The sequence below is a fragment of the Mesorhizobium sp. NZP2298 genome (genome assembly GCF_013170825.1).
Lineage (GTDB): Bacteria > Pseudomonadota > Alphaproteobacteria > Rhizobiales > Rhizobiaceae > Mesorhizobium.
Map to the genome: position 1 here is coordinate 5,313,938 of NZ_CP033365.1, position 22,512 is coordinate 5,336,449.

Sequence of the window (22,512 nt, forward strand, 5' to 3'; positions counted from 1 at the left end):
GACTCCCATGCGCGCCCAGCCCACGGCATCGCACTACGTCAACGGACGCTATATCGACGACGAGCAAGGCGCGCCGCTGCCCGTCATCTACCCGGCAACCGGCGAGACCATCGCCATGCTGCGCTCGGCGACGCCGAACGTCCTGGAACTCGCCATCGAGGCCGCGCGGGCCGCGCAGCCGGCCTGGGCGCGGCTGAAGCCGGTCGAGCGCGGCCGCATCCTGCGCCGCGCCGCCGACATTCTGCGTGCCCGCAACGCCGACCTCGCCCGCATCGAGACGCTCGACACCGGCAAGGCGATCCAGGAGACGCTGGTAGCGGACGCGCCTTCCGCCGCCGACTGCCTTGAATATTTCGGCGGCGCGGTCGCCGCCTATAATGGCGAGGCCGTCGATCTCGGCGGGCCTTTCGCCTACACGCGGCGCGAGGCGCTCGGCGTCTGCGTCGGCATCGGCGCATGGAACTACCCGATCCAGATCGCCGGCTGGAAATCGGCGCCGGCGTTGGCCATGGGCAATGCCATGGTGTTCAAGCCGTCGGAAAACACGCCGCTTTCAGCACTGGCGCTGGCCGAGATCTACAGCGAGGCCGGCCTGCCCGACGGGCTCTTCAATGTGGTGCAGGGTTATGGCGATGTCGGCGCCGGCTTGGTGGGACACGATGTCGTCGCCAAGGTCTCGGTGACCGGCTCGGTGCCGACCGGCCGCAAGGTGCTGTCGCTCGCCGGCTCGAAGATGAAGCACGCGACGATGGAGCTCGGCGGCAAGTCGCCGCTGATCGTCTTCAACGATGCCGACATCGAAAACGCCATCGGCGGCGCCATGCTCGGCAATTTCTACTCGACCGGCCAGATCTGCTCCAACGGTACGCGGGTCTTCGTGCAGAGCGGCATCCACGACCGCTTCGTCGACCGGTTGATCGAGCGGACGAAAAAGATCCGCATCGGCGACCCGCTCGACCCGGAGACCCAGATGGGGCCGCTGGTCTCGAAAGCACAGCATGAGAAGGTGGTCGGCTATATCGGGATCGGCAAGCAGGATGGCGCCACACTGGCCTGCGGCGGCAACGTGCCTTCGCTGCAAGGCTTTGACGGCGGCTTCTTCGTCGAGCCGACGGTGTTCACCGGTGTCACCGACACGATGCGCATCGCCCGCGAGGAGATTTTCGGGCCTGTCATGAGTGTGCTGAAATTCGACGGCGAGGACGAGGTGATCGACCGCGCCAACGACACCGAGTTCGGCCTCGCCGCCGGCGTCTTCACCCGTGACCTGTCGCGCGCGCACCGCGTCATCGCCGAGCTGCAGGCCGGTACCTGCTGGATCAATGCCTACAATCTGACGCCGGTGGAAATCCCGTTCGGCGGCTTCAAGCAGTCCGGCATCGGCCGCGAAAATTCGCTTGCCGCATTGGCGCTCTATTCACAGCTCAAGTCGATCTATGTGGAGACGGGGGACGTGGCGAGCCCGTATTGAGCCCAGCCTAAGCCGCCTTCTCCGCCGTTCCATCCAGATACTGCGTCAACGCGCAGACCAGGTGATAGAAGATGCTGGCCGGAACATCCGATGCCAGCGAGCGGCCGCGTTCGTCGATACGGTCTATCCATAGGCCGAGCGGCGCCGGGTCGATGTGCCAGCGAAACAGCCGGCCAACCCGTTCCTCGATCTCCGGCTTGAGATCGGGTCCACCCGAACCGTCCAGCGCAATCGCCGCCTTGACCGCTTCGGCCTGCGGCCAGCTGCGCGAGATCAGGTCCAGCGGCAGGCCCTGCCGGGAGACGGCGCCATAGGCAAGGCCGGTGGCGCGGTTGAGGCCATTGGCGATGGCCGAGGCGTAGAGCTTTCGGGCGAAGCCGCTCAGTTCGACCTGGCCGCTGCGTCCGGCGAAATCGACCAGTAGCGAAGCCCATTCGAAGTGATGGCCGGGCTCGGTCCACGCGCCTTTCTCACCGGCTGACGGCTTCCACTCGTCATCGAAATATTCGCCCAGCGTCCAGCTTTCCCGGTCGAAGAAATGGCTCCGGAAGAGATCGATGATGCGTGCCGCACGGCGCAGATGAGCGCGCTCGCCGGTGGCCTGGTGCCAGGCCAGGAACGCTTCGAGCAAATGCATGTGCGGGTTGGAGCGCCGTTCGCCCTTCCCGTCCGATGTTTCGAGGAAACCGGTCATGCGATGATCCTCGAGATGCGCATCGAGGAACGCGAAGGTTTCCTCGCCGAGCCGCAAGGCATCGGGATTGCCGGACATATGGGCATGGGCGAGCGCCAGGAGCACGCAGGAATGATCGTATGCATCCTCGGTGGCGTCGGCGACGGAGCCGTCGACATGGAGCGTACGCACCCAGCCGCCTTTGTCGGTGCGGCCATTCCTGGCCATGAACTCGATACCGTGGCTGATCAGCCTGTCGGCCGGACCATGCCAGCCGCGCGCGCTGGCGACGGCGAAGGCATAGACCTGCCTGGCCTGGGTCCGCATGCGCTTGGGCTTCATGAGCGGGTTGGTGTCGAAGCCCAGCGCTTCATGGAAACCGCCATGACGCTCGTCGACGCCTGATGTCGACCACAGCGGCAATGTCTCCTGAAACAGCCAGTGGTGCACACGCCGCCGCCAGGCGCCGCTTTCGATGACGCGGTCATGCGCCGGCGTGAACCTGGTTTCCAGCCGGCCCGATTTCTCGAGCTGCTCGACGATCTTCTTGACGTGCTGGCTGTGACTGACCGGCGCGACGAAAGTCGCATCGGCGGTCGAAACGATGGCCACATCCTTCATGGCGATCGCCGACAACAGGCGGCCGTCGCTGCGGATGTAGGAGTTTTCGCAATCGATGGCGACAACATCGCCGATGACGACATTGCCTTGCTCGTCGGCCGGACCGACATCGAGCAGCGACTGCCAGGAGCCGAGATCGTTCCAGCGGAAGTCGGCCGGCACCATGGCAATGCCTTGCGCCCGCTCCATGATGGCATAGTCGATCGAGATCGAGGGTATGGCCTCATAGAGTTCCAATGGCATATAGAGGCCGGACAAATCCGATGTCGCCGCCTTGTAGGCGGCTTCGGTGGTCTGCCAGATGTCGGGCTCGAAAGCGGCGAAGGCGTCACGCATGGCAGCGGCACGAAACAGGAAGATGCCGGTGTTCCAGTAAAAGCTTCCCGCCTTGAGATAGCCCTGCGCCGTCGCAAGATCCGGCTTCTCGACGAAACGCGTGACGTCGAAGATGCCACCCAGCGCGCCCGCCACCTCGATATAGCCATAGCCGGTCTCGGGCTGTGTCGGTTTGATGCCGAACACCACGAGCCGGCCGGCGTGCGCCGCCTCGGCGCCTGCCTCGACACTCTGCCAGAATTGCCCTGCGGTCGATATTTCGTGGTCCGATGGCACAACCAGGACCAGGCTGTCGCCGAATTCGGACAGGGTGCGCAGCGTTGCCAGTGCGATCGCGGCGGCGGTGTTGCGCCCCGTGGGCTCGAACAATGGACCGCCGCCGGCGAGATCGAGGCCAGCCAGGTCGGCATGGACACGTTCGGCATGGCGCTCGGAGGCAATCAGGAAGATCGGCGTTTCGCCGGCCGGCCTTGCCGTCAGCCGGCGCAAGGTCTTGGCCAGCATGGAGCCGTCGCCCGAAAAATCGTGAAACTGCTTGGGATTGTCCTCGCGCGACAATGGCCAGAGCCGCGAGCCGACGCCGCCGCTCATGACAAAACTGACGATGCGCTGGCTCATTGGTGTCTCGCTCGGAAGTTGGTCTAGGGTAGCAGGCATGCCTTTAAGCCGTGTTTACCCGATTGGAAATCCGCTCGACCGCAAGATCGATGAAGGCCTTGACCAGGGGGGAAAGGTGCCGGCTGCTGGGATAGAGAACATATAGACCGCCCTCGGGCGTCGTGTAGCCGTCGAGAACGCGCCGCAACCGCCCCTCGTTGATCAGCCCCTCGGCCATCAGCTGGGGCAATTGAGCGATGCCGAAGTCCGCGAGCGCGGCCGCCACCACCGCCTGCATCTCATTGGCGGCGAATCGCCCGGCGACCACGACAGTTTCCTGGCCTTGTGGTCCATCAAGCACCCAATGAGCGCCTGAGGCCGACTGGCCCGCGATGACGCATCGATGGCGGGCGAGATCGGCCGGGCTTTCCGGCATACCATATCGCGCGAGATAGGCGGGGCTGGCGCAGAGCAGCCTGTGCGTGGAACCGATCTTGCGGGCAATCAGCGTCGAATCCTCAAGTCTCCCGGTGCGGAAGGCGAGGTCGATGCCGTCCTCGATCAGGTTGAGCTTGTCGTCGGTGAGGCGGAGTTCGACATTGGTCTTCGGGTACAGCGCCAGAAACTCGACCACGGCGCGGATGAGGAAGTGACCGCTGAAACCAACCGGGGCCGAAATCCGGATCGTACCCGAAGGCTCCGCCCTCGCCTCCGCGAGACGCAGATTCGCCTCCTCGATCGTCCGCAGCCCTTGGCTGCTTTGCTCATAATAGAGACGTCCGGCGTCCGTCAGGTTGAGGCTGCGTGTGGTGCGTTGCAGCAGCCGCACACCGACCTCGCGTTCGAGCGCGGCGACACGGCGGCTGACAGTGGTCTTGGGCATGGCGAGCAAGCGTGCGGCCGCGGTGAAGCTGCCGGCTTCGACGACGCGGGCAAAGACGGTGACATCGTTGAGGTCGATCATTGCGCTCAATATTGGGACAAAGTTTTCCAATTATAGGCAATTATGCATCAATGAGACAGAGGCTAATTTGCTCCAGACAAGACAACATGGAGCAAATGAGATGACCAGCAAACGAAGCATTCTTGTGACGGGAGCCACGGGCCAGCAGGGGGGCGCCGTTGCGCGTGCCCTGTTGTCGAGGGGCCATCGCGTCAAGGCGCTGACGCGCAAGCCGGACAGCGAAGCCGCTCGGCAACTGGCCGCGGTAGGCGCCGAAATCGTGGCCGGCGATCTCGCCGACACAGCCTCCGTCGTGAAGGCGGCAAGAGACGTCGACACCATGTTCCTGATGGGCAACAGCTACGAGGCCGGCCTCGAGGAGGAAACCCGCCAGGGGATTCTTGCCGCCGATGCGGCAAAGGCCGCCGGCATCGGACACCTGATCTATTCATCCGTTGCCGACGCCGACAAGAAGACCGGCATTCCGCATTTCGAAAGCAAATACCTTGTCGAGCAGCATGTCAGGCAGCTCGGCATTCCCTATACGATCAGCGCGCCGGTCGCCTTCATGGAGAATGCAGTTGCGCCGTGGTCGATCGACGCGCTCCGTCAAGGCATTCACGCTTTCGCCTTGCCGCCGAAGCGCGTCGTCCAACTGGTTGCGCTGGCCGATATCGGCGCCTTCGTCGCTGCACTCGCGGAACGGCGGGAACAGGTATTCGGCAAGCGCTTCGATTTCGCCGGGGACGAACTGTCCGGCGAGGAGCAGGCAAGAATCCTGTCCGAGGCCATCGGTCGCCCGATCCGCTATCAGGAGATCCCTATCGCGGCTGCCCGCCAGCAGAGCGAGGACGCGGCACTGATGTTCGAATGGTTCGACCGCGTCGGCTACGACGTTGACATCGCCGCCTTGCAAAGGGAGTTCCCCGAAGTGCGCTGGCACGGTTTTGCCGACTGGGCGCGCGCATTTGACTGGAACACCAGCGGCCTGCGCGGCGAAAGCTGATGAAATGCGACAGAAGTGCTGCCATTGCCGCTTGCAGGAATGAAGTGTGGCGGCTATAAGCCCGCCGTCTGGTCACGGAGTGTAGCGCAGCCTGGTAGCGCACCTCGTTCGGGACGAGGGGGTCGCAGGTTCAAATCCTGCCACTCCGACCAGAAAAACAACGCGTTAGCGCATCCCGACTTGGCGCTTGACTGATATGCCACCTGAAAACCGGGCGAGATGATACGCCTCCTCAGTTGAGTTGGCTGAGCCATAGCCAATGCGCTTCGCAGCGAAGAGGAGCAGTAAGCTCTGCCGCCATATTGGTTTGCGGCCGTCCGCCTATGGCGCTTTCCCAGCATCCGCTTCGGCTGATCACGTGCCGAAAAAAGTGTCGACGAACCTCACTCCCGTCACACTTATCGGAGGCCAAAGAAGCTCAATATCGCCAACACGATGACTATCGCTCCAACGAGCCAGATGATGTTGTTCATGATCTCTCTCCTGTCGCCTGGGAGGCCCGCGCCTCTGGCGGAGGACGCGGGCCGATCAGCCATTGCCGGCCGATCTTCAGCGGACACCAACGCGCTTGCCGCGGGAGTAGAACTATTAGATAGACCTAATGTTCCACCGCATGGCAAGCTGGATGTCGCGAATTTTTGAGCTCAGATCGTCGTGCCGCTTGAATGAGCGCAACCGATGCATCGGGCACTTCGAAAAGCGCCCCTTCTCTGCCCTGGGCAATGCGATCGCCCGACCTTCGACTTGCCCTTAGGCATCCCTACTGCCTTGGGAAAACCCCGGAACCAAAGCGGCCAGCCGCAGTTGTATCCACCGAAGGGCTATTCAAGTAAGTGGAGAAAATATAATGAAAACAATGATCATGTGCGCGTTGGCGCTTTCCGTGGGATTGCCGGTCGTAGCGTCGGCAGCCGAGGCCGATGTGGTTATCAGGACCCACCATCGACACCACCACAAGGTCAGGATCATCAACGAGGATGGACAGCGCCTGCATCACCGTCACCACGGCACGGTCGCGTTCTACGACCATGGCCGCCGGCATCATCACCATCGTCGAGACGCCCTCGTGGTCACGGGTTCCGTCTCCACACACCATCACCGCCATCCCGTGGTGATCGAGAACGGCGGCTACTGATAACACGGCCGCTGGCCCTGCTTATTACCAGGAGTCGGGCCAATTCGCGCGATGGTGCTGGTCCATACCCCTCGCCCGTTAGTCACCGCCGAGCTTGACTTACCCATCGACAGGCTGGGCCACCAGCTTCAGGGATGTGATCGGCGGCGTCTTTCGAAGATGTCGATCTTGCGGCTGTATGTCATCCGAATTTGGTTGTCACAACCTTCACAGGTCAGCGACTTGACGCTCTTTATCAGGCGGCCTTTACGGATCATCATTCGGTTGCATCGAGGACATTGGATCATCATGTCATCATCATACCGGTCCGGTGAAAGTGCCATATTCGCCTCCCAATGATGCTGGCAAGCAACGTACGTGCCGCATGGATATCTCGTTGTGATGTGTGGAGCGGCCGGCGTTAATCGAGCGTGATTTATTGGCTCACGATCCGCGATTCCCGTCTGGCATCGGAGCCATGTGTTTCTGCGTCTGCGATAGAAAAAGAGCCTAAGCTGCGAAAGCCGGGAGTATCGCGGAAAAGCTAAGTCCGGCTTTGCCGTGGGGCCGTACGACAGTGGGCTCGAAAATCCGTGGTCGCGGAAGCCTTCTTCCGCTCCCCGACTTGAGACTGAGGGTTCGCTCGCCGCATGGAAGCGGCGGGCGAACCCTATCGGCGCAGGAAGGGACATAGCTGCGCCAATCTGCAGGACACTCGTATTCGATCTTTTCGGATGGTCAGCCAAGAGTTATTCCAATCGCCATGAAGGTGATGGCCACCGCGAAGATCAGCGCGAGCAACCAGCGCGCTTGGCCAACACTCTTTTCCATCAGTTTCTCCTGAACATGCAGCGGACAACGGCTGCGAACGGGGGGCTGTTCCGGGCAGCATCACAGGTAGGACCATTGCATTTTACAGCCAGACTTAAGTCCGGCTCCCCACCAGACCGAAGCCCAGCTCGGGAACGATTACGCTTCGACTCTGTTCGGTGACTGGGCGCGCGAGGGCGATCAAGCGAATTTGGATGAAAGTCACCATGTCGAACAGCGAGGCCGCAAGATCCGATGCATTGGGGACGCGCGTAGCCGCCCTCGAGGCCAGGATGCAGCAAGCCCGGATTACCATGAGCGAAATGAAGACATTCCAAAAGGTTGCTGCCATGATGGAAGACGGGCAGGGCAGCATCGATGGCGACGATTTGATCGCCGCGTCCTTCGTGACCGGCACGTTGCTCGACAAGGAAACGCCCTGAGACCATGCGGACCATTAGCAGGCTTTTTGATTCCCATGCCGAAGCGGGCCGGGTTGCTGGAGAACTGGTGGCGGCTGGTGTTCCTCACATTCAGATTGCCATTATTGGCCCCTACCAGGATGAAGTCGGAGTTCTAAAGTCTCCGGGCGTCATTCTCGGTCTGGTCGGTGCGGCATTGGCGTGCCTTGGTGCCGTGGCCGTCTACGGTGTCAATTCCCTTCACGCCGGATTACCGGCAACAGCTGTGATTTGCGCGGTCTGTGGCGGCGCTTGCGGGTTGCTCGGCTCATTCATCACGACTGCTGCCAAACCCGACGATCTGAGCGTCGCCGAGGGGATCGTCCTGGTGACGGCCCATGTCGATGAAAACAAGAGCGACATCGCCCAGACAGTGCTCCGTGGTGAGGCCCCGCTGGCCGGACTTGTCGCCGAAGCAGCATGAGAATCCCTGGAGATGACAGGCCGACAAGCCGTGCGAACGAGCGAGCGCCGGCAGACGACATCTCGTCACGACCGGCACGGATTGCGATCGGGCTCGACAGCAGGCGCAAACTTTGTCGAAATGGGCATCGGCTCTAGGCAATTCGATGAAAGCCGGTAAGCTGGCGACCGGATGCGGACATGAATTTTATCTCAACGACAGCCTGGACACCGGTTCTTGTGATTGCCGTGCTTCTCGTGGCCGGCTGCTCCTCGATCAGCGGAACGGTAGATCCGGCGAAGTACGACAAGATGACCTGTGTCGAGCTCAACAGCGCGCTGGGCGAAACCGCCAGCGAAATCTCGCAAACCGCGATTACGCGCGGCAAGGTCGCCAACACCAATGTTCCGCGCTGGCTGCTTGGCGGCTCGCGGGTGAAAACCGCCGTCGCCAATCGGGAAACAGCCAGGATAGACCGGCTGAAACAGCAGCAGGATGCCATTGCCGCTGCGCGCGCACGCAGGTGCCCGAGGTCTGCGGGCTGAGCGAACGGAGGCCGCCACGATGATTGCCTTCAGTTGAAGCGCCGCCTCACGCGCTCAGCCGAAAGCGCGTCACGTCGATCGCCGCGTTCATCAGAGTCTGCGTGTAAGGCGCTTGCGGGTTGCTGAAGATCGCCTCGGTCGGCCCCTGCTCGACGATCTTTCCCTGCTTCATGACGATGATGTAGTCGGCCATGGCGCGCACCACGGCGAGGTCGTGGCTGATGAAGAGGTAGGACAGTTCATGGTCGGCCTGCAGCTTGCGCAGCAGTTCGACGATCTGCTTTTGCACCGAGCGATCAAGCGCGGAGGTCGGCTCGTCCAGCACGACCATTTTGGGCTTCAGGATCATCGCCCGGGCAATGGCGATGCGCTGCCGCTGGCCGCCCGAGAATTCATGCGGGTAGCGGTTGCGGGCGTTGGGATCGAGCCCGACTTCGCGCAAGGCCTCGACCGCGCGCTGGTCACGCTGCTTGCTTGAAAGGTTCGGCTCATGCACCAGAAGGCCTTCGGTGACGACCTGGCCAACGGTCATGCGCGGCGACAGCGAGCCGAACGGATCCTGGAAGACGAGTTGCATCTGGCGCCGCAGCGGCCGCATCTCCTGCCGGTCGGCCGTGGAAATGTCGCGATCGCCAAAACGGATCAAACCATCGCTCGGCAGCAGCCGCAGCAGGGCGCGACCGAGCGTTGATTTGCCCGAACCGGATTCACCGACAATGCCGATGGTCTGGTTGCGCTGAAGCCGGATCGAAATGTCATCGACGGCACGCAGCATCAGTGGCTCGCCGGCCAGAAACCCACCGCCGATCCTGAATGTGACTTCGACATTCCTGCCTTCGAGCACCACGGGCGCATTGGCCGGCGGTGGCGCCTTGGTTCCCGTCGGCTCGGCCGCCAGCAGCATCTTGGTGTAGGCGTGCTGCGGGTTTGCGAAGATCGCTTCCGCCTCGCCTTCCTCGGCGACCTCGCCCTGGCGCATGACATAGACACGGTCGGCGAAACGCCGGACGATGCCAAGATCGTGGGTGATGAAGACGATCGCCATGCCGAGCTTGCGCTGCAGTTCGGCGAGCAACATCAGGATCTGCGCCTGGATGGTCACGTCGAGCGCCGTCGTCGGCTCGTCGGCGATCAGGATGTCGGGGTCGTTGGCCAGCGCCATGGCAATCATAACGCGCTGACGTTGGCCGCCGGACATTTCGTGCGGATAGGATTTCATCCGCCGCTCGGGGTCGGGAATATGCACGAGCCGCAAGAGCCTGAGCGCCTCTTCGCGTGCCTCAGCGGCATTCAGGCCGCGATGCCGGCGGATCGGCTCGATCAGCTGGTTGCCAATCGAATAGAGCGGATCGAGCGAGGTCATCGGCTCCTGGAAGATCATGCTGATCTTGGCGCCGCGCACCTTGTTCAGGTCGGATTTGCTCAGTGTCAGCAGATTGCGGCCGCGATAGTCGACATGGCCCGTGGCTTCGCCATTCGAGGCCAGCAGGCTCATCGCCGCCATCATGGTCTGGCTCTTGCCGGAACCGGACTCGCCGACCACGGCAACGGTCTCGCCTGCGTTGACATGGATGTTGATGCCCTTGACCGCCTCGACGGCGCCGTCAAGCGTGCGGAAGCGGACGCGCAGGTCCTTGACGCTGAGAATCGTTTCGGGAGTAGCCATGTCAGCGATCCCCATCTTTATCGATCCCCCATATCAGCGATCCCTTGGGTCGAGCGCGTCGCGCAGGCCGTCGCCGACGAAATTCAGGGCGAACAGCGTCGAGACGAGGAAGAAGGCGGGGAACAGGAGCAGCCAGTTTGCGGTGCCGATGTTCTTGGCGCCGACCGAGATCAGCACGCCCCAGCTGGTCATCGGCTCCTGCACGCCGAGGCCGAGGAACGACAGGAAACTCTCCAGGATGATGACCTGAGGCACCAGCAGCGTCATGTAGATGACGACCGGGCCAAGAAGATTGGGGATGACATGGCGCAGCAGGATGCCGCGCTGACCGACGCCCATGGCTTCGGCCGCCTGGACATATTCCTGGCGGCGGATCGACAATGCCTGGCCGCGCACGATCCGCGCCATGTCGAGCCACAGCACCGCCCCGACGGCCAGGAACATCAGCACGAAGTTGCGGCCGAAGAACACCACCAGCATGATGACGAAGAAGATGAACGGCAAGGAATAGAGCACATCGACGATGCGCATCATCACCTCGTCGATCTTGCCACCGGAAAAGCCGGCGGCGGCGCCATAGATCACACCAATCACCACCGCCACGACGCCGGCGAGCAGGCCGATGGCCAGCGAGATGCGCCCGGCCATCAGCGTGCGCGACAGCAGATCGCGGCCGGTGTTGTCGGTGCCAAACAGGAAATATTGCTGCTTGACCGATGTGCTCATCGTCACCTCGAGCCCGTCGGGCGATTTGTTCTCGATCTTGGTGTCGTCAAAGGCATCGGAGCGGTCGAGGTAGCGGATGTTGCGATCATCGATCGGCTTGATGGAGGTGACCGTGACCGTGACGCGGCTGCCTTCCTGATGCCATTCCTTGAGGTCGACACGCATGCGCTTGATGGCGTCCGTGAGTGCGCCCTGAATCATGTCTGGCTTCGGGTAGGCCGATAGGCTTGGCGGCATGCGCACATAGTCGGCATAGATAGTCGTGTATTGATGCGGCACGAACCAGGGGCCGAACACGCTGACGATCCCGATCAAAGCGAGATAGTAGAGGCTGAACATAGCGGCGCGGTTGGCCTTGAGGCGCGCCCAGGCATCGCCCCAGAGCGAGCGACCAACGATGGTGGGAGCCGTGGCTGCGATGTCAGTCATAGCGCACCCTCGGATCGACGACCGCGTACATGACGTCGACGATCAGGTTGAAGACGATGGTGAAGATGGCGATCACCACCACCGTCCCCATCACCAGCGTGTAGTCGCGGTTGAGCGCGGCATCGACGAAATAACGGCCGACGCCTGGAATGGAGAAGATCGTCTCGACGATGACGGAACCGGTCAAAAGGGCGGCCGCCGCGGGGCCGGTAAACGAGACGATCGGCAGGATGGCGCCGCGCAGGGCGTGCTTGACCACCACCGACCAGTCGGAAAGGCCCAGCGCGCGCGCCGTGCGGATGTGATGGGAGCGCAGAGATTCGATCATCGAGCCGCGCATCAGGCGGGCAACGATGGCGATCTGCGGCAAGGCAAGGGTGAGCACCGGGCCGACCTTGTTGATGAAGGCGCCATCGCCCCAGCCGCCGATCGGCAAAAGCTTCCAGGTCAGCCCGAAGAGGAGCTGGATAACCGGCGCGATGACGAAGGTCGGTATGGTGCTGCCGGCGGTCGCCAGTGCAATCACCGTATAGTCGCCAAGCTTGTTCTGGTTGAGTGCGGCGATGGTGCCAAGCACGGAACCCAGCAGCAGCGCCAGGATCAGCGCCGAGGCGCCGAGTTGCACCGAAATGGGCAGGCCCTTGGCGAACAGTTCTGTGACGGTGAAGTCCGGCATGTTGTAACTCGGGCCGAAATTGCCGCGCAGGAGATTGCCGAGATAGTGAACATATTGCAGCCAGAGCGGGTCGTTGAGGCCGAACTGGGCTTCAAGGTTGGCCTTGATCTCGGGGCTCAGCCCCCGCTCCTGGTTGAATGGGCCGCCTGGCGCGACGCGCATCAGGAAAAACGCCATCGTCACGATGACGAACAGCGTCGGTATGGCGGTCAAAAGCCGCCGGAATACGTATCGCAGCATCGGTGCCCCGCTTGATCCGGAACACGCCCATCCTTTGGATGACTGTGCTCCAGCCTTCAAATCTTCGCACCGGATTTTCCGAAAATCGATTGCGCTTCCCGGGCCGATGCGATGGCAAACCAGCACCGCCGCGCAAGGAGTGCGCGGCGGCTTGGCCAGGGATCAGTCCTTGCTGACGAAACGCGACGGATGGATGTCCATCACATTGTCGACGAAGCCATGCAGCTTCGAGGACACGATGTCGTGGTAGCTGTAGTAGAGAAGCGGAATCTGGCCGACATCGTCGACGAGAATGCGCTCGGCCTCGGAGAGCTCCTTCATGCGCTCCTCGGGCTTGCCGCCGGCGGCGGCTGCCTTGTCCATGGCCGCCTCATAGGCCGGGCTGTCATAGTTCGAATAGTTGTTGCCGCTCGCCTTGCGCGAGATGCCAAGGAAGGTTTCCGGATCCTTGTAATCGGCGATCCAGGCGGCACGCGCCACGTCATAGTCGCCCTTCTGCTCAAGGAAGGAGTAGTGGGTCTTGGTGTCGGTGTTGAGCAGCGTGACGTCGACGCCAAGCGGCTTCAACTGCTCCTGGATGGCAACCGCCGTGTTCTTGTGGTTCTCCGAGGTGTTGTAGCGGATTTCCATCTTCAGCGGATGTTCGGGCGTGTAGCCAAGCTTCTCGAGGATTTTCTTGGCGGCGTCCTCGCGATCGATCTGCGGCATGTCGGCGTATTTGGCCATTGCGGGCGTGTAGCCCTCGATGCCGGGAGGCACCATGGAATAGCCGGGCAGCATCGAGTTCTGCCAGACCTTTTCGGCGATGAAGTCGCGGTCGATCGCCATCGAAATGGCGTTGCGCAGTTCAGGGTTGTTCCACGGCGCCTTGTCGGTCTTGATCGCGTAGTAATAGGTGCCGAGATATGGGCCGACATGGATCTGGTCGCCGAACTTGGTCTTGAGGTCGGCGAGCTGTTCGGTCGGCAGATCGTCGTAGCTGTCGAGTTCGCCGGCTTCGAAGCGCTTCATGGCCGAGGAGCGATCTTCGGTCGGGATGTAGTTGACCACGTCGAACTTGACGGTCGCCGCGTCCCAGAATTTCGGATTCTTGACCAGTTTCATATGGTCGTTGGGGACCCATTCGGCCAGCGTATATGCGCCGTTCGAAACAAGGTTGCCGGGCTTGATCCAGTCAGCGCCGAGCTTTTCGATCGAGGCCTTGCTGACCGGATAGGTCGCCTGATGGGTCAGCATCTCCAGGAAGTAAGGCGTCGGCGCCTTCAGCGTCACTTCCAGGGTGTTGGCGTCGATCGCCTTGACGCCCATGTCCTCGGGCTTGCCCTTCTTGGTGTTGACGTCCTCCGCACCCTTCACCGGATAGAGCATCGAGGCATATTCGGCGCCGGTCGCGGGGTCTTCCAGCCGATGGAAGGCGTAGACGAAGTCGTCGGCCGTCACCGGGCTGCCGTCCGACCACATGCCGTCCTTGCGCAGCTTGAAGGTGTAGACGGTGCCGTCGTCCGATACCGTCCAGCTTTCGGCCGCGCCCGGAATGAGGTTCGCCTTCTCGTCCTGCATGACCAGTCCCTGGAACAGGTCGCGCAACACATTGGCTTCATAGACCGTCGAGGTCTTGTGCGGGTCGACCGATTCCGACTCAGCGGCGGTGCCCCTGTTATAGACGGTCTCCGCGAAAGCCGGCGTGTAGAACGCACCGGCGGCTACGGCCATGGTGGTGGCGAACACCGTCGCCTTCAGCATGTTTTTCAGCATGAAGTTCTCCCTGTCGGCGCTGCCGTCGGCGCGCCTTTTCGTGTTGACGCCCCGGGACCGATATCTGGTTCCTTCAAGCGCGCCGCCGGTTCCCTCCGGCAGCTGGTGGCAGGAGACTAGACAGGAGGTAAGCTGTTTTCAACCGAGTACTGATTGACCCTAAGTCAATCCTCCCAACCAAAGAAGCAACGGCTAAATTAGAGCGGCTTTTTCAATTGTACGCATCCCCTGGTTGTACCCAGAGTTTTCGCTTTCTGCATGCGAATTTTGGCATGCTGCTATCATGGTTCAGAACCTCATTTCCACGGCCCGAAGGCGCGCATTCCGAACAGACGATTCGGGAACTTCAGCGGTCGAATTCGCTTTGCTGTCGCCGCTCTTTATCCTCCTGCTACTCGGAATGGTTGCGTACGGCATCTATTTTGGCGCCGCCAACTCGATCCAGCAGATCGCGGCCGACGCCGCCAGGACGGCCATTGCCGGATTGAACCAGACCGAGCGGCAAACGCTGGTGGCCTCCTTCCTCACCAACAATGCCGGCGGCTACCCCTTCGTGGACGCCAGCAAACTGACCTACCAGGCCAATGACAGCGTGGCCGATGGAAGCCAGTTCGTGGTGTCTATCTCCTACGATGCGCGCAACCTGCCGATCTGGAATCTCTTCCCGGGCATAGCCATGCCGGGGACCACCATCAAGCGCCAGTCAACGATCAGGGTCGGGGGAATCTGAATGCCGCAGCGTCGGGGCAAGGGCATCGGCCGGCTTGTACGGTCGATGCTGGGCGACAGGAATGCGAACTTTGCCGTCATGACGGCACTGAGCGCGCCGGTCGCGCTGGCGCTGGCCGCGGTGGCTATCGATGAAGCCTCCATCTATACCGAACGCCGCGAAGCCCAGGCGATGGTCGATCTGGCGGCGATCACCGCCGCATCGAACATCAACAATGTCAACACGGCGGTCGTGACCACGCTCACCGACAACAGTATGCCAGGTGTCGTCGTTCAAGCCTCGGGCCAGACCATCCCTCCGGCCGTCGGAAAGACGGTGGTGACGGTCACAAAGGGTCGATATGCCTCATCGACCACCAATGTCACCCAGCGCTTCCAGGCGGGCGTGACACCTTACAATGCAGTGCGTGTCACGCTGGCGAAAATCCCCGCCCGCTATTTCGCGAGCTCGCTCATCCCCACTCCGGTCATCGGCACCCAAGCCACGGCCAGCATGACGCCGCAGGCCGCATTCTCGGTCGGATCGAGACTGCTCAGCGTCAACGGCGGCATCCTCAACGCGCTCCTAAGCGGACTTCTCGGCGGCAACATCTCGCTCAGCGTCATGGACTATAACGGGCTGATCTCGGCCGACGTCAGCGTGCTCTCCTTTGTCAGTGCCTTGGCCACACAACTGAACATCACCGCCGGCACCTATTCGAACGTGCTGGCCTCGAAGGCGACTGTCGGCCAGATCGCCACCGCCATGGCCAACGTTCCTGGTCTCGGCAATACGGCCAAGGTCGCCCTGCAGACCATCGCCACCAAGTCGACGAGCACGGTCAAGATCCCGCTCAGCAGTCTTATCGACCTTGGTTCCGTCGGCAGCCTGGGCCTCGGACAACAGCCGTCCGGCCTTGGGGTCGACGCAAGCGCCATGGGGATGCTGACCGCCGCCGCCGTGCTCGCCAACGGCACCAGCCAGGCGGCGGTCGATCTCGGCGCCACCATTCCCGGACTGCTCTCCACCAAGCTCAACATCGCCATTGGCGAGCCGGCGCAATCCTCGCCCTGGCTGGCGATCGATGGCATCGGCACCACTGTGCGGACGGCCCAGACGCGCATCAAACTGACGGCCTCCGTCGGTGTCGGCACCCCCGGCCTCGGCGGCGGCATCAGCCTCTTGGCCGTTAATCTGCCGCTTAATGTGGAAGTCGCCTACGCGGAAGCGAAGCTGACCGACATTACCTGTCCGACAGGGCCCTCCAGCATCAGCGTTTCCATCGCCGCACACCCCGGCATTGCCCAGCTGAACCTGGCCAACAGCAACAATCCCTCCGGTTTCGCCAATTTCAGCCAGCCGCAGACCTTCACCGACGCCGAGATCGCGGATGTGAGCCTGAAGCTCCTGCTGATCAATATCCCGCTGATCCAGGTGATGGGTTCGGCCGCGACCGCGATCACCAACAACAGCCCGCAAACACTGACCTTCAACGCCACCGATATCGCCAACAAGACGATCAAGACCGTTTCGACGCGCAACATCTCGCAGTCGCTCACCACGTCACTGGTCAACAATTTGTCGCTTTCGGTCGGTGTGCTTGGTCTCGGCATCGACCTCACCGCCCTGCTCGGAACGGTCAAACCCGCGGTGGTGGCGGTGCTGAACACCGTAACGGCACCCGTCGACGACTTGCTTTACAACGTGCTTTCGGCCCTGGGTGTCGGGGTCGGCCAGGCAGACGTTCGTGTCACCGGAGCAACCTGCGGACGCGCGGTGCTGGTTCAGTAGGGCGTCTTTCGGCCAAGCGAATGGCTTGGCCGAAAGACGGTTGAACCGCCGCTCAATCGAGCCGGCCAAGGAAGCAACCGAGAGCCGGCAGCGAGATCGTCTCTTCCTCGACAGCCGCGGTGCCACCCAAGACAGCAGCAATTGCTTCGATATCCCCGGGCAACAGCCAATTCGCCGGCTCCCTAGCGAAATTGAAGACACAGAGCAGCCTCTCACCGCTGCCTTCGCGGATGAAGGCGAGCACGTCACCCTCGGCGTCGAGAAAGCGGATCGAACCGCTCACCAGCGCTGGATGGCGCCTGCGCAAGGCAAGCGTCGAACGGTAGGCTGACAGCACAGATTGGTCGTTGCCGTTCTGCACATCGGCGGCACGGGCGCGATGGCTGGCCGGTACCGGCAGCCAGGGCCTGGCCGTCGAGAAGCCCGCATTGTCGGCGCCGGCCTCCCAGACCATCGGCGTGCGGCAACCATCCCTGCCCTTGACGCCGGGCCAGAAGCGGATGCCGACGGGATCGCGCAGATCCTCATAGGCTAGCTCCGCCTCTTCCAGGCCAAGCTCTTCGCCCTGATAGAGGCAGATCGAGCCGCGCAGGCAGGCGAGCAGCATGATCGAGAATCTGGCCACCGTGTTGGGATCGCCATCCAGCCCTGTCCAGCGGCTGACATGGCGCACCACGTCATGGTTGGAGAACGCCCAGCAAACCCAGCCGTCGACGACCGCATGTTCGAAAGCCTCGACGCAGCCGCGCACATGTGCCGCCGAAAATTGCGAACCGAGCAGGTCGAAGGTGTAGCACATCTGCAGCTTGTCGCCACCGGAAGTATAGGCGGCCAGCGTCTGCAGCGAGCGGCCCTCATCGCCGATTTCACCAACCGCGGCACGGCCTTCATACTCGTCCAGCAATGCCCGGAAACGTCCGAGAAAAGCCAGGTTTTCCGGCTGCGTCTTGTCGAACAGATGCTCCTGGTAAAGGTAGGTGTTGGTCTCGCCATTGGTGCCGGCGACACTCGACGCCAAGGGCGGATTGCTGCGTAGCCAGCGGTCGTGGACATAGTAGTTGACGGTGTCGAGCCGGAAACCGTCGACGCCACGCTCCAGCCAGAACCGAACCGTGTCCAGCAGCGCATCCTGGACCTCCGGATTGTGGAAATTCAGGTCTGGCTGCGAGGCCAGGAAATTGTGCATGTAATATTGCCGGCGGGTCGAATCCCACTCCCAGGCCGGGCCACCGAAGACGGACAGCCAGTTGTTGGGCGCGTTGCCGTCGGGCTTCGCATCGGCCCAGACATACCAGTCGGCCTTGGGGTTGTCGCGGCTGGCGCGGCTTTCGATGAACCATTCATGCTTGTCGGATGAGTGCGACAGCACCTGGTCGATGACGACCTTCAGGCCCAGCCGGTGCGCTTCGGCGACCAGGATGTCGAAATCCTCCAGCGAACCGAACATCGGATCGACGTCGCGATAGTCCGACACGTCGTAGCCCATGTCGGCCATCGGCGACTTGAAGAAGGGTGATAGCCAGACGGCATCGACGCCAAGCGAGGCAATGTGGGCGAGCCTTGCCGTGATACCCCTGAGATCGCCGCTGCCATCGCCGGTCGTGTCCTGGAAGGAACGCGGATAGACCTGGTAGATGACGCAGCCGCGCCACCACTCGGCCCCCTGCCCCGCCCCCGGGTCGGCCCAAGGGTTGGCATCTTCATCGGCCATCACGAACCCTTCCCGGCGCCGCCCTTTCCGGTCCGGCGCTCGATCATGAAATTAACGCCGCGGCCCGGCATTGGTCGCGCAAGGTCGACCGCCTGCGTTTCGATCGCCGGCTGCCATCGGAACCCTTCCCGCTCGGGCAAGGTGAAGACGCATTGGCGGCGACCGCCGTTGATGATGACGGCAAGGCGGCCGCCGCCTGCATCGCCCAATAGCATGACGAGGCGATGTCGGCCGGGATCGTTCCAGTCCGCCTCGGCCAGCGGCATGCCGGTCTCGCTCAACCAGGCGACGTCGGGGATGCCTGGAGCCGCGGCCGATTGTCCCGTCAGGAAATGCGTGTCCGACAATGCCGGGGCGGCACGGCGTAGTGTGGCCAGCGCCGATACGTAATGCTCCAGCACCTGGTCGCGGCCCGTCCAATCCAGCCAGGTGATGGCGTTGTCTTGCGCGTAGGCGTTGTTGTTGCCGTTCTGGGTACGACCAAATTCGTCGCCCGCAGTCAGCATGATGGTGCCCCGCGAGGCAAATAGTGTGGCAAGCAGCGCGCACTGGTCTTCGAAGCGCGCTTTGCCGATCGCCGCGTTGTCCGTCTCGCCCTCGGCGCCATTGTTCCAGGACAGATTGTCGTTGTGGCCATCACGGTTCTGCTCGCCATTGGCCGCGTTATGCTTACGCTCATAGGCGACGATATCGGCTAGCGTCATGCCATCATGCGCGGCGATGAAATTGACCGTGCGGCTGGCCGGCTGGCCTGCCTTGCCAAAAACATCTGAGGAGCCGGCAAGCCGGGTCGCCAACGCTCCAACCGCGCCGACGTCGCCACGCCAGAAGCGTCTGGCATCGTCGCGATAGCGATCGTTCCATTCGAGGAAGCGCGCAGGGAAATTGCCGAGCTGATAGCCGTCCGGGCCGATATCCCAGGGTTCGGCGACCAGCACGCGATCGGCAAGGACTGGATCGCCAGCGATGGCCTTGAGCAAGGGCGCGGCGGGATCGAACATGCCGTCCACGCGGCCCAGCACCGGTGCCAGATCGAAGCGAAAGCCGTCGACGCCGGCATGGCGGACAAAATGGCGAAGCGTGTCGAGCACCATGTCGCGCACCACCGGATGGTCGCACGCGACCGTGTTGCCCGTGCCGGTGTCATTGACCAGCCTGCCATCCGGCTGGTGCCGGTAGTAGGCTTGATTGTCGAGGCCGCGCAACGACAGCGTCGGCCCAAGCCTGTCGCTTTCGCCTGTGTGGTTGAAGACGAGATCGAGGATGGTGCCGATGCCGGCCTGGCGCAGCGTCGCGACGGCTTCGCGCAATTCGGCCAGACCGCCGGGCGCCAGCCGTGGATCGAGCGCCATGAAAGTGACGGGGTTATAGCCCCAGGCGTTGCTCAGGCCCAGCGGTGGCAGATGCCGCTCGTCGATCGACGCCGTCACCGGCATCAGTTCGACGGCGGACACACCGAGGCGCTTCAGATGCGCGATGATGGCGGGGTGGGCCAGCGCTGCGAGGGTACCGCGCTGTTCTTCCGGCACATCGGGGTGGAGCTTCGTGAAGGAGCGGACATTCAGTTCGTAGATCAAGCCGCCCGGACGAAACAGCGGCGGCAGCACAGGCACTGCCTCGGGCAAGGCCCTTGCCACGGTCTTGGGCATCAACGGCGCGGTGTCCACGCCCTCGTTACGCCGCGCGGCGAGCCGCCAGTGGTAAGCATAAGGCCGGTCGATTTCCGCGGCGTAGGGATCGATCAGCAGCTTGTCGGGATCGAACCACAGCCCAAGCTCGGGCGCATAGTCGCCATCGGCACGGAAACCATATCGCGTGCCCGCGGCAAGGCCGGAAACGAAGAGCGCATGCACTCCCTCGCCTTCCGGCTGGAGCTCCAGCCGGTCGATTTCCCGATTGTCTTGCTCGTCGAAGATAGAGACCCAGAGGCGACGGGCCGACGAAGACCAGGCGGCAAAGCGGATGCCTTCGGGGGTGTTTGTGGCGCCGAGTTGGGTCATGCGAGCGCCTCCCCTTCTCCCCTTGTGGGAGAAGGTGGATCGGCGCGCAGCGCCGAGACGGATGAGGGGTGTGTGACGGAACGAGGCGTTGGCAATCTCGATCGAAGAACGCGCCAAGCTGGAGCACCCCTCATCCGACCTCGCTTCGCGAGGCCACCTTCTCCCGCAAGGGGAGAAGGGAAAGCCCTCACCGCCACCCTCAAGTAATCACGCTCGGCTTGTTGCGACCGGTGTGGCTCTTGATCCCGGCAATGTCGTCGGCGGCGGCGATGAGGTCGGCGAGTGCGACCTGGGTGTCGAGATCGTGCCGCGCCTTGTCCGGCTCGTAGCGCTCGATATAGACGCGCAAGGTGGCACCTGAAGTACCGGTGCCGGAGAGCCGGAAGACGACGCGAGAACCGCCTTCGAACAGCACCCTGATGCCCTGGTGCTCGCTGGTCGAGCCGTCGACCGGGTCATGATAGGCGAAGTCGTCGGCCTTGGTGATCTTCAGGCCGCGCACGCTGGTGCCGGGCAGCGAGCCGAGCTTGGCGCGCAATTCGTCGACCAGCGCATTGGCGCGTTCGCTCTCGACCTCTTCATAGTCGTGGCGCGAATAGTAGTTGCGCCCGTAGGCCGCCCAGTGCTCGGTGACGACCTGCTTGCAGCTTTCGCCGCGCGCGGCAAGGATGTTGAGCCACAAGAGCACCGCCCAAAGGCCGTCCTTCTCGCGGACATGGTTGGAGCCGGTGCCCGCACTTTCCTCGCCACAGATCGTCGCCATGCCGGCATCGAGCAGATTGCCGAAGAATTTCCAGCCGGTCGGGGTCTCATAGATGCCGATGCCGAGTTTTTCGGCGACCCGGTCGGCCGCGCCACTGGTCGGCATCGAGCGGGCGATGCCCTTCAGCCCGTCCTTGTAGCCGGGCGCCAGCCGGGCATTGGCGGCGAGCATCGCCACCGAATCCGACGGGGTGACGAAAATGCCCTTTCCGATGATCAGATTGCGGTCGCCGTCGCCGTCGGAAGCGGCACCAAAATCCGGCGCATCCGACCCCATCATCTCATCATAGAGGTGTTTGGCGTGGACCAGGTTCGGATCGGGATGATGGCCGCCGAAATCGGGCAGCGGCTTGAAGTTGCGGCAGGTGCCGTTGGGCGCGCCAAGCCGGTTTTCAAGGATCTCCTTGGCATAGGGACCGGTCACCGCGTGCATGGCGTCGAAGCGCATGCGGAAGCCCGACTTGAACAGTTTGCGCAGCGCGTCGAAATCGAACAGGCTTTCCATCAGTTCGGCATAGTCGGCGACGGGATCGATGATCTCGACCGTCATGCCGGCGGCCTTGACCGTGCCGATCGTGTCGATGTCGATCGGATCGATGTCCGATGTCTTGAAGCTCGAAATCGCCTTGGTCTTGGCGAAGATCGCGTCGGTCAGCTTTTCCGGTGCCGGGCCGCCATTGCCGGCATTGTACTTGATGCCGAAATCCTCGTGCGGGCCGCCCGGATTATGGCTGGCCGACAGGATGATGCCGCCGAAGGTCTTGTATTTGCGGATGACATGCGAGGCGGCGGGCGTCGACAGGATGCCGCCCTGCCCGACCATCACCTTGCCGAAACCGTTGGCGGCGGCCATGGCGATCGCCTTCTGGATGACCTCGCGGTTGTAGAAGCGGCCGTCGCCACCGATCACCAGTGTCTTGCCCTTGAACCCGTCGAGCGCGTCGAAGATCGACTGGATGAAGTTCTCGGCATAGTGCTCCTGCTGGAACACAGGCACCTTCTTGCGCAAGCCCGACGTGCCGGGCTTCTGGTCGGAGTAGGGTTTGGTGGGGACGGTGCGTATCATG

General features: G+C 62.6%; 17 protein-coding genes and 1 tRNA gene. 9 read left to right on the forward strand and 9 right to left on the reverse strand.

The features are described 5' to 3' along the window. Positions 1-7: 7 nt before the first annotated feature. Positions 8-1,471, forward strand: a complete 1,464-nt coding sequence (gene betB, locus EB231_RS25820; protein WP_172351296.1) for a betaine-aldehyde dehydrogenase — start codon at positions 8-10, stop codon at positions 1,469-1,471. Between the two features lie 7 nt (positions 1,472-1,478). Here the strand turns inward: betB and EB231_RS25825 are convergent, their stop codons facing one another. Both EB231_RS25825 and EB231_RS25830 read right to left on the reverse strand, forming a co-directional pair. Next, positions 1,479-3,719: an AGE family epimerase/isomerase gene (locus EB231_RS25825; protein WP_172351297.1), complete on the reverse strand. Its 2,241-nt coding sequence runs from the start codon at positions 3,717-3,719 to the stop codon at positions 1,479-1,481. A gap of 43 nt (positions 3,720-3,762) precedes the next feature. Further along, positions 3,763-4,662 carry a LysR family transcriptional regulator gene (locus tag EB231_RS25830; protein ID WP_172353018.1) on the reverse strand — a complete coding sequence of 300 codons (900 nt, stop codon included), beginning with the start codon at positions 4,660-4,662 and terminating at the stop codon, positions 3,763-3,765. Positions 4,663-4,762: 100 nt separating this feature from the next. On the opposite strand from EB231_RS25830, the gene EB231_RS25835 reads away from it, so the two are divergent. From EB231_RS25835 to EB231_RS25860, 6 genes are all read left to right on the forward strand, one after another. Then, positions 4,763-5,647, forward strand: coding sequence for an NmrA/HSCARG family protein (locus tag EB231_RS25835; protein ID WP_172351298.1), 885 nt, complete (start codon positions 4,763-4,765; stop codon positions 5,645-5,647). Between the two features lie 75 nt (positions 5,648-5,722). Continuing rightward, a tRNA-Pro gene (locus EB231_RS25840) sits at positions 5,723-5,799 on the forward strand. A 695-nt stretch (positions 5,800-6,494) separates the two neighbouring features. Next, positions 6,495-6,782: a hypothetical protein gene (locus tag EB231_RS25845; RefSeq protein ID WP_172351299.1), complete on the forward strand. Its 288-nt coding sequence runs from the start codon at positions 6,495-6,497 to the stop codon at positions 6,780-6,782. A gap of 1,016 nt (positions 6,783-7,798) precedes the next feature. Further along, positions 7,799-8,014 (forward strand): hypothetical protein, encoded by a 216-nt coding sequence (locus tag EB231_RS25850; protein WP_172353019.1) that lies wholly within the window; start codon positions 7,799-7,801, stop codon positions 8,012-8,014. Positions 8,015-8,018: 4 nt separating this feature from the next. After that, positions 8,019-8,456 carry a hypothetical protein gene (locus EB231_RS25855; protein ID WP_172351300.1) on the forward strand — a complete coding sequence of 146 codons (438 nt, stop codon included), beginning with the start codon at positions 8,019-8,021 and terminating at the stop codon, positions 8,454-8,456. A gap of 179 nt (positions 8,457-8,635) precedes the next feature. Then, positions 8,636-8,980, forward strand: a complete 345-nt coding sequence (locus tag EB231_RS25860; protein WP_172351301.1) for a hypothetical protein — start codon at positions 8,636-8,638, stop codon at positions 8,978-8,980. A gap of 46 nt (positions 8,981-9,026) precedes the next feature. Here the strand turns inward: EB231_RS25860 and EB231_RS25865 are convergent, their stop codons facing one another. The 4 genes from EB231_RS25865 to EB231_RS25880 all read right to left on the reverse strand — a co-directional run bounded on the left by EB231_RS25865 (position 9,027) and on the right by EB231_RS25880 (position 14,472). Next, a complete protein-coding gene (locus EB231_RS25865) occupies positions 9,027-10,646 on the reverse strand; it encodes an ABC transporter ATP-binding protein (protein ID WP_172351302.1) in 1,620 nt (539 codons plus the stop codon). A gap of 33 nt (positions 10,647-10,679) precedes the next feature. Beyond that, complete coding sequence (locus EB231_RS25870; protein ID WP_172351303.1) at positions 10,680-11,801, reverse strand: ABC transporter permease; 1,122 nt, start codon at positions 11,799-11,801, stop codon at positions 10,680-10,682. After that, positions 11,794-12,717 carry an ABC transporter permease subunit gene (locus EB231_RS25875; RefSeq protein ID WP_019857069.1) on the reverse strand — a complete coding sequence of 308 codons (924 nt, stop codon included), beginning with the start codon at positions 12,715-12,717 and terminating at the stop codon, positions 11,794-11,796. The genes EB231_RS25870 and EB231_RS25875 overlap by 8 nt, the downstream gene beginning before the upstream one ends. A gap of 162 nt (positions 12,718-12,879) precedes the next feature. Next, complete coding sequence (locus EB231_RS25880; protein ID WP_172351304.1) at positions 12,880-14,472, reverse strand: peptide ABC transporter substrate-binding protein; 1,593 nt, start codon at positions 14,470-14,472, stop codon at positions 12,880-12,882. A 283-nt stretch (positions 14,473-14,755) separates the two neighbouring features. Between EB231_RS25880 and EB231_RS25885 the strand changes: the two genes are divergently transcribed. Both EB231_RS25885 and EB231_RS25890 read left to right on the forward strand, forming a co-directional pair. After that, a complete protein-coding gene (locus tag EB231_RS25885) occupies positions 14,756-15,202 on the forward strand; it encodes a TadE/TadG family type IV pilus assembly protein (protein WP_172353020.1) in 447 nt (148 codons plus the stop codon). Continuing rightward, positions 15,203-16,972: a TadG family pilus assembly protein gene (locus tag EB231_RS25890; RefSeq protein WP_172351305.1), complete on the forward strand. Its 1,770-nt coding sequence runs from the start codon at positions 15,203-15,205 to the stop codon at positions 16,970-16,972. Positions 16,973-17,024: 52 nt separating this feature from the next. On the opposite strand, the gene bglA is transcribed toward EB231_RS25890, so the two are convergent. The 3 genes from bglA to EB231_RS25905 all read right to left on the reverse strand — a co-directional run bounded on the left by bglA (position 17,025) and on the right by EB231_RS25905 (position 22,511). Continuing rightward, complete coding sequence (bglA, locus tag EB231_RS25895) at positions 17,025-18,683, reverse strand: beta-galactosidase BglA (protein ID WP_172351306.1); 1,659 nt, start codon at positions 18,681-18,683, stop codon at positions 17,025-17,027. Next, positions 18,683-20,683: a glycogen debranching protein GlgX gene (gene glgX / locus EB231_RS25900; RefSeq protein WP_172351307.1), complete on the reverse strand. Its 2,001-nt coding sequence runs from the start codon at positions 20,681-20,683 to the stop codon at positions 18,683-18,685. Before glgX ends, bglA begins: the two co-directional genes overlap by 1 nt. 199 nt (positions 20,684-20,882) lie before the next feature. Then, entirely contained in the window at positions 20,883-22,511 is a 1,629-nt protein-coding gene (locus EB231_RS25905) for an alpha-D-glucose phosphate-specific phosphoglucomutase (protein WP_172351308.1), read from the reverse strand. Between the last annotated feature and the right edge of the window lies 1 nt (position 22,512).